7 protein-coding genes are annotated in these 5819 nt (G+C 65.4%); all 7 read left to right on the forward strand.

What is annotated here, in order from left to right; translation table 11 throughout:
• On the forward strand, nucleotides 1–581 hold a 581-nt coding region (locus tag KZA10_RS06650), incomplete at its 5' end, for an alpha/beta fold hydrolase (protein WP_218682468.1).
• 224 nt (nucleotides 582–805) lie between these two features.
• On the forward strand, nucleotides 806–1087 hold the full coding sequence (locus tag KZA10_RS06655) for a metal-sensitive transcriptional regulator (protein WP_141388310.1): 282 nt from the start codon (nucleotides 806–808) through the stop codon (nucleotides 1085–1087).
• A gap of 32 nt (nucleotides 1088–1119) precedes the next feature.
• Nucleotides 1120–1449, forward strand: a complete 330-nt coding sequence (locus KZA10_RS06660) for a heavy-metal-associated domain-containing protein (protein WP_141388308.1) — start codon at nucleotides 1120–1122, stop codon at nucleotides 1447–1449.
• A 54-nt stretch (nucleotides 1450–1503) separates the two neighbouring features.
• A complete protein-coding gene (locus KZA10_RS06665; protein ID WP_374196550.1) occupies nucleotides 1504–3633 on the forward strand; it encodes a heavy metal translocating P-type ATPase in 2130 nt (709 codons plus the stop codon).
• A 51-nt stretch (nucleotides 3634–3684) separates the two neighbouring features.
• The gene (locus KZA10_RS06670; RefSeq protein WP_256934505.1) at nucleotides 3685–4146 is read left to right on the forward strand and encodes a DUF6153 family protein; all 462 of its coding nucleotides are present in this window, start codon (nucleotides 3685–3687) and stop codon (nucleotides 4144–4146) included.
• Between the two features lie 82 nt (nucleotides 4147–4228).
• Complete coding sequence (locus tag KZA10_RS06675) at nucleotides 4229–4828, forward strand: DUF305 domain-containing protein (protein ID WP_141388304.1); 600 nt, start codon at nucleotides 4229–4231, stop codon at nucleotides 4826–4828.
• 81 nt (nucleotides 4829–4909) lie between these two features.
• A complete protein-coding gene (locus KZA10_RS06680) occupies nucleotides 4910–5755 on the forward strand; it encodes a F510_1955 family glycosylhydrolase (protein WP_218682470.1) in 846 nt (281 codons plus the stop codon).
• The last annotated feature ends 64 nt before the right edge of the window (nucleotides 5756–5819 follow it).

The following is a 5819-nucleotide window of genomic DNA, read 5'->3' on the forward strand; positions in this document are numbered from 1 at the left end:
TCGGTCTCGAATCGATAGACCTCGTTGCCCACTCGGCGGGAACTCGGCTCGCACTCGCCACGGCAACGCAGTTTCCAGATCGGGTACGCTCCATGGCACTCATAACGCCCCCGGCAACCTGGCTGACAGGGACCAAATCCGACACGGATACGCTTGCAGCCACCTACGCGGCACCTGAAGCCGTCGACGCCCTCGCAGCCATGTCCACCGACAACCCGGCGACGGAAGCACAGTTCCGAGAGTCATTCCTCAGGCACGCTCCCGCCAGCTACGCCCAATGGACGCTCACAGAGCAGACTCACGCTGCTATCGGAGCCGTCAGCTTGGCGGCTGCCATGGCCTGGTTCACGGACATACCCGATGACGCCGATGCTCAAATTCGAGCCGTGGCTCCTACACGTACCTTGGTGATCGGCGGCGATCGTGATCTGCTCACCGGCGCACAGCCCGTGAGGGATTACGCAGCAGCGCTGCGTGCCGACTTGGAGGTCATCGCCGACTGCGGGCACTACCCATGGGTCGAGCAACCGGCGCGGTTGCGGGAATGTCTCGTCCCCTGGCTCGCTCCTACCGAGAGCTGACGAACCCGAAACCCCGTGCCGAAACCAGATCTCCCGAAACGAGGTTTCGAGACGGAACTCGTTTGCGGCACACCGCATCCCACCCGCCAGGTCTTGGCCCGGAAACGATCGTTTTCGGAGGGCGCACGAGGTCTCGTCCGTCTCGCACTGCTAGAGCTACCAGCCACGCGGGAATGCACACGACCAGCCTTGAGTTGCATACCCCTTGGGGGTATGTTTTAGGCATGAACGGATACACCGAAGGCAAGGCGGATCTGCGAAAGCGGTTGAGTCGCGTCGAGGGTCAGGTGCGAGGGATCGCACGGATGGTCGACGAAGACAAGTACTGCATTGACATCCTCACCCAAGTTTCTGCGGCGACGAGAGCGCTCGAAACGGTGGCGTTGTCGCTGCTGGGCGATCATCTGAGTCATTGCGTTGCCGAGGCCAGCGCTGAGGGTGGCGAGGTTGCGGCGGAGAAGGTCCGCGAGGCCAACGAAGCGATCGCCCGTTTGGTCCGTTCATAACCACCACGTCTGTCTATTTGAAGGAGCGCACGATGACTGATCGCATTGAACTCGGACTGAAGGATGCAGGCGCCGGGTGCGCGTGCTGCGCTGTCCCCTCGAACACCGAGGCATCCGCGCCCGCCGCCGCTTTGTCCGCGTCCTCAGAAGAGGTTTTGGTTGCGGGGATGACGTGCTCGCACTGCGTGTCAAGCGTCAGTGAGGAGCTGACGGCTGTGGCCGGTATCGAGTCCGTCGACATCGATCTGAACGCCGGCGGCATCTCCCGCGTGACCATCCACAGCGCATCCCCGGTCGACCCCGCTGCCGTGAAGGCCGCGGTTGAAGAGGCCGGGTATACCCTCGCGACCAGTCAGGCCTGAGTCGCTATCCGTCTGCACCCGGCTCGACCGGGCGCACCCGAGCAAGGAGTTCCGATGAGCCAGCAGGACGAACACACCCATCACGCCGCGCACGAGAACCACGGCGCGGCGCCGATGAGGGCGGATGAGCACGCGGCGATGAGCCACGATCACAGCGCTTCTCCAGAAAATGGCGCTTCCCCGGAACATGGCGGACACGGCGGACATGGTGGGCACGGTGATCATGTGGGCCAGTTCCGGCGGCTGTTCTGGATCATGCTTGTTCTCGCGGCGCCGGTTGTCGGGTTCTCGATGATGTTCTCGATGCTGCTCGGATACCCGCTGCCAGACGCCGCGTGGGTTGGGTGGATCTCCCCGGTTCTCGGAACAGTCATGTACGTGTGGGGTGGGGCACCGTTCCTCACCGGCGCGGTGAGTGAGCTTCGTGCGCGTAAGCCCGGGATGATGCTGCTGATCGCCCTCGCGATCACGGTGGCGTTCCTCGCGTCATGGGGTGCGAGTCTGGGCCTGTTGCACCACGAGTTGGATTTCTGGTGGGAGCTGGCCCTGCTGATCGTGATCATGCTGCTTGGTCACTGGATCGAGATGCGCTCTCTCGCGCAGACCACCTCGGCACTGGATTCCCTTGCCGCTCTGCTGCCCGATGAGGCGGAGAAGGTAGAGGGCGACACGACAACCACTGTCGCGCCTGCTGACTTGCTGGTGGGGGATGTCGTTGTGGTGCGCCCCGGCGGGCGGGTCCCCGCGGACGGGCGGATCGTGCAGGGCTCGGCGAGCATGGACGAGTCGATGATCACTGGCGAGTCCCGGCCGGTGCGCCGTAGCGACGGCGATCAGGTGATCGCCGGCACGGTCGCGACCGATTCTGGTGTGCGGGTGGAGATCACTGCGATCGGTGAGGACACTGCTCTGGCGGGGATTCAGAAGCTAGTGACCGAGGCGCAGAGTTCGTCGTCGCGGGCGCAACGGCTCGCGGATAAGGCGGCGGGGTGGTTGTTCTGGTTCGCGCTCGGCGCTGCCGCGATCACCGCGATCGTGTGGACGGTCGTCGGCCAGCCCGACGCCGCGGTGATCCGCACGATCACCGTGCTCGTGATCGCCTGCCCGCACGCTCTCGGCTTGGCGATCCCACTGGTTGTGTCGATCGCGACGGAGCGCGCCGCCCGTGGGGGTGTGCTGATCAAGGATCGTCTCGCGCTGGAGAGCATGCGTACCGTCGACACGGTCCTGTTCGACAAGACCGGCACCCTCACTAAGGGCACCCCCGCCGTTACCGCGATCGACCCCGTCTCCGGCACCGATTCCGACCAGTTGCTGGCGTGGGCTGCGGCCGCGGAAGCGGACTCCGAGCACCCCCTCGCCCGCGCGATCGTGAACGCGGCCAAGGAGAAGAACCTCACCGTTCCCGCGTCCTCTGACTTCGAGTCGTCCCCGGCTGTCGGAGTTCGTGCGCGTGTCGATGGACACGTTGTGCAAGTCGGTGGACCGTACATGCTCGAGCAGGAGAACGCCCACGAGCTGCCGGTTGCCGACGAGTGGCGCAATGAGGGTGCGATCATCCTCCACGTCCTCGTCGACGGCAAGGTTGCGGGCGCTCTACGCCTGGCAGACGAGATCCGCTCCGAGTCGCGTCACGCAGTCGAGGCCCTCCATGAGCGCGGTGTGCAGGTGGTCATGATCACCGGTGATGCCGATGCGGTCGCCGCCTCCGTGGCGGGCGAGCTGGGTATCGACCGGTACTTCGCCGGGGTGCGACCGGAGGACAAGGCCTCGAAGGTGAAAGAACTGCAGGGCGAGGGCCGCAAGGTCGCGATGGTCGGAGACGGCGTGAACGACGCCCCCGCGCTCGCGCAGGCGGATGTCGGTATCGCGATCGGCGCGGGAACGGACGTCGCGATCGCCTCGGCCGGGGTCATCCTCGCCAGCGACGACCCTCGGTCGGTGCTGTCGGTGATCGAACTGTCACGGGCCAGCTACCGGAAGATGAAGCAGAACCTCTGGTGGGCCGCTGGCTACAACCTGCTCTCCGTCCCGCTCGCGGCCGGCGTGCTCGCCCCCATCGGGTTCGTGCTCCCGATGTCCGTGGGGGCCGTGCTGATGTCCCTGTCGACCATCGTCGTCGCGCTCAACGCGCAGCTGCTGCGCCGGCTGGATCTCCGCCCGGACGCAGTAGCGGGTAAGTAGCAAGAAACGGTCAGGGTGACGGACGTAGGCTGAGGAGAACGGGAGGTGAGTATGTCGCTGATCAACGTCGCACAACAGGTGCGGGGACCGCGCACGCTCACCCATACCGTCTTGGCCGTCCTCGCGGTCGCGGTGGGCGTCATCGCGGGTCTGCTGGCGATGCACTCCTTCAACTCGCACGCGACAACTGCCGGCCACCACGACACCGTCGCTGTCAGCACGCAGGCCGATGTATCTGCCCATCACCACGACACGTCCGAAGCCGCCGCCGTGCCGGACTCACCGACGGCGGATGCGGGATGCGCGACGTGCGGGGGCACGGACTCGATGACGTGGATGGCGTGCGTCCTCGCGCTCCTGGTCGCCACAATCCTGCTCGGACGGATCGGGCTCGGCTGGCGGCACGCGACACTGATCGCAATACTCACGGCCGCGACGACGCGCTGGCCCGCCCGCGCTCACGCCCTCCCGCCACCCCCCTCTCTCACGGTCCTCTGCATCAGTCGCACGTGACGGCGCGCCTGCCCGCTCTGCGGGCACGCACCCCTGGCACCGGCATCAGCCGGGCCTCATCACCGACCCTTGGAGAACACTCATGAAGATTCGACCCGCGGCGATCGCCGCACTCACCCTCACAGCTCTGCTCGCTCTCACCGGCTGCGCGGGAAGCACCGGTTCCGGCGACGGCATGGAAGGCATGGACCACGGCGGAAGCTCGTCCGCACCCGCCGACACAGTAGACGCCAATGACGCCGACATCATGTTCGCCAGCATGATGAAAGAGCACCACGCACAGGCCATCGAGATGTCCGACGTCCTCCTCAGCAAGGACGGCGTCGATGAGCGCGTCGTCGCTCTCGCCGAAGAGATCAAGGCCGCTCAGGAACCCGAGATCCAGAAGATGGACCAGTGGCTCGAAGACTGGGGCGCCGATATGGACAGCATGGAGGGCATGGATCACGGCAGCGGCATGATGTCTGAAGAGGACATGCAGGCCCTCGAAGATGCCTCCGGTCCCGATGCTGGTGCCCTGTTCCTCGAGCAGATGATCCAGCACCACGAGGGCGCTGTCGACATGGCACAGGAAGAAGTCGACAACGGTCAGAACAGCGACGCCGTCGCGCTCGCTGAGACGATCATCGACGCGCAGACCGAAGAAATCGCCACCATGAAGGAGATCCTCGCAACTCTGTGATCTATGGAGAGGGGTGCGGGACTCCCGCACCCCTCTCATCGATCTGTTGCGCACACCATCATGCGAACCCTCAAGACGTCCATGCTGCCCACTTTCCGAACGCGACGCCGTGCGGCACTCACGGTCGCGACAACGATCGCGGCCAGCATCGTGCTGGCCGGGTGCACCACACCCGCCGAGCCCACCACCGGACACGACCACGCCACCACCATCAGCCACGTTCACGCGATCGTGCCCAACCCCGCAGAGGACGGGTACCTCCTGGGCGCCCATGACGGGATCTACAGGGCCACATCCGATGGCGAAGTCGGCTCCCGTATCGAGACCACCGACTTCGACGCGATGGGCCTCATCACCGTCGGTGACGCTCTCCTCGCGTCCGGGCATCCCGGACCGACCACGCCCCCAGAACTCGGCTCCCCCAACCTCGGAATCATCCGGAGCGACGACAGCGCCAGATCTTGGACGCCCGTCTCATTCACCGGCGAGAAAGACTTCCACGTCCTTGCCGCCGGCAAGAACGACACCCTCTACGGGATCGCCTCGGACTCCGCGGAGCTCCTCCGCACCGACGATCTCGGTGAGACCTGGTCGCCGGTCGGAGAAATTCTGGCGTTCAGCCTCGTCCTCGACAACGCGGGAGAACTGATCGCTGCCACCCCTGACGGGCTGCAAATCAGCACTGATGAGGGCGCCACCTTCGCACCCCTGAACGACGCACCTGCGCTCTACCTCCTCGCCGTATCGCCTGACGGCAAACAGCTGGTCGGTGTCGGCCGCGGCGGACAGATCTGGGCCAGCACAGGATCCAACGCCGAGTGGGCTCCCGCCGGCGTCACCCATGGCTCCGCACAAGCGCTCGCGACCACAAACGACGGCGCAATACTGGTCTTCGACGACAGTGGGTTGACCGCAATAGACAACTAGACGCGACGGAGATTTCTCCAAGAGAACGGCGCTCACCACCCCAGGTCCGCCGAAAGTGCCCGCC

Origin of the sequence: Microbacterium sp. BF1 (assembly GCF_019279095.1) — a bacterium.
Taxonomy (GTDB): Bacteria; Actinomycetota; Actinomycetes; order Actinomycetales; family Microbacteriaceae; genus Microbacterium; species Microbacterium maritypicum.

Excerpts from the sequence above, each read along its gene's own strand:
- KZA10_RS06680 (WP_218682470.1), top strand. The coding sequence starts at position 4,910 with ATGCTGCCCACTTTCCGAACGCGACGCCGTGCGGCACTCACGGTCGCG.
- KZA10_RS06675 (WP_141388304.1), top strand. The coding sequence starts at position 4,229 with ATGAAGATTCGACCCGCGGCGATCGCCGCACTCACCCTCACAGCTCTG.
- KZA10_RS06665 (WP_374196550.1), top strand. The coding sequence starts at position 1,504 with ATGAGCCAGCAGGACGAACACACCCATCACGCCGCGCACGAGAACCAC.
- KZA10_RS06670 (WP_256934505.1), top strand. The coding sequence starts at position 3,685 with ATGTCGCTGATCAACGTCGCACAACAGGTGCGGGGACCGCGCACGCTC.
- KZA10_RS06660 (WP_141388308.1), top strand. The coding sequence starts at position 1,120 with ATGACTGATCGCATTGAACTCGGACTGAAGGATGCAGGCGCCGGGTGC.
- KZA10_RS06655 (WP_141388310.1), top strand. The coding sequence starts at position 806 with ATGAACGGATACACCGAAGGCAAGGCGGATCTGCGAAAGCGGTTGAGT.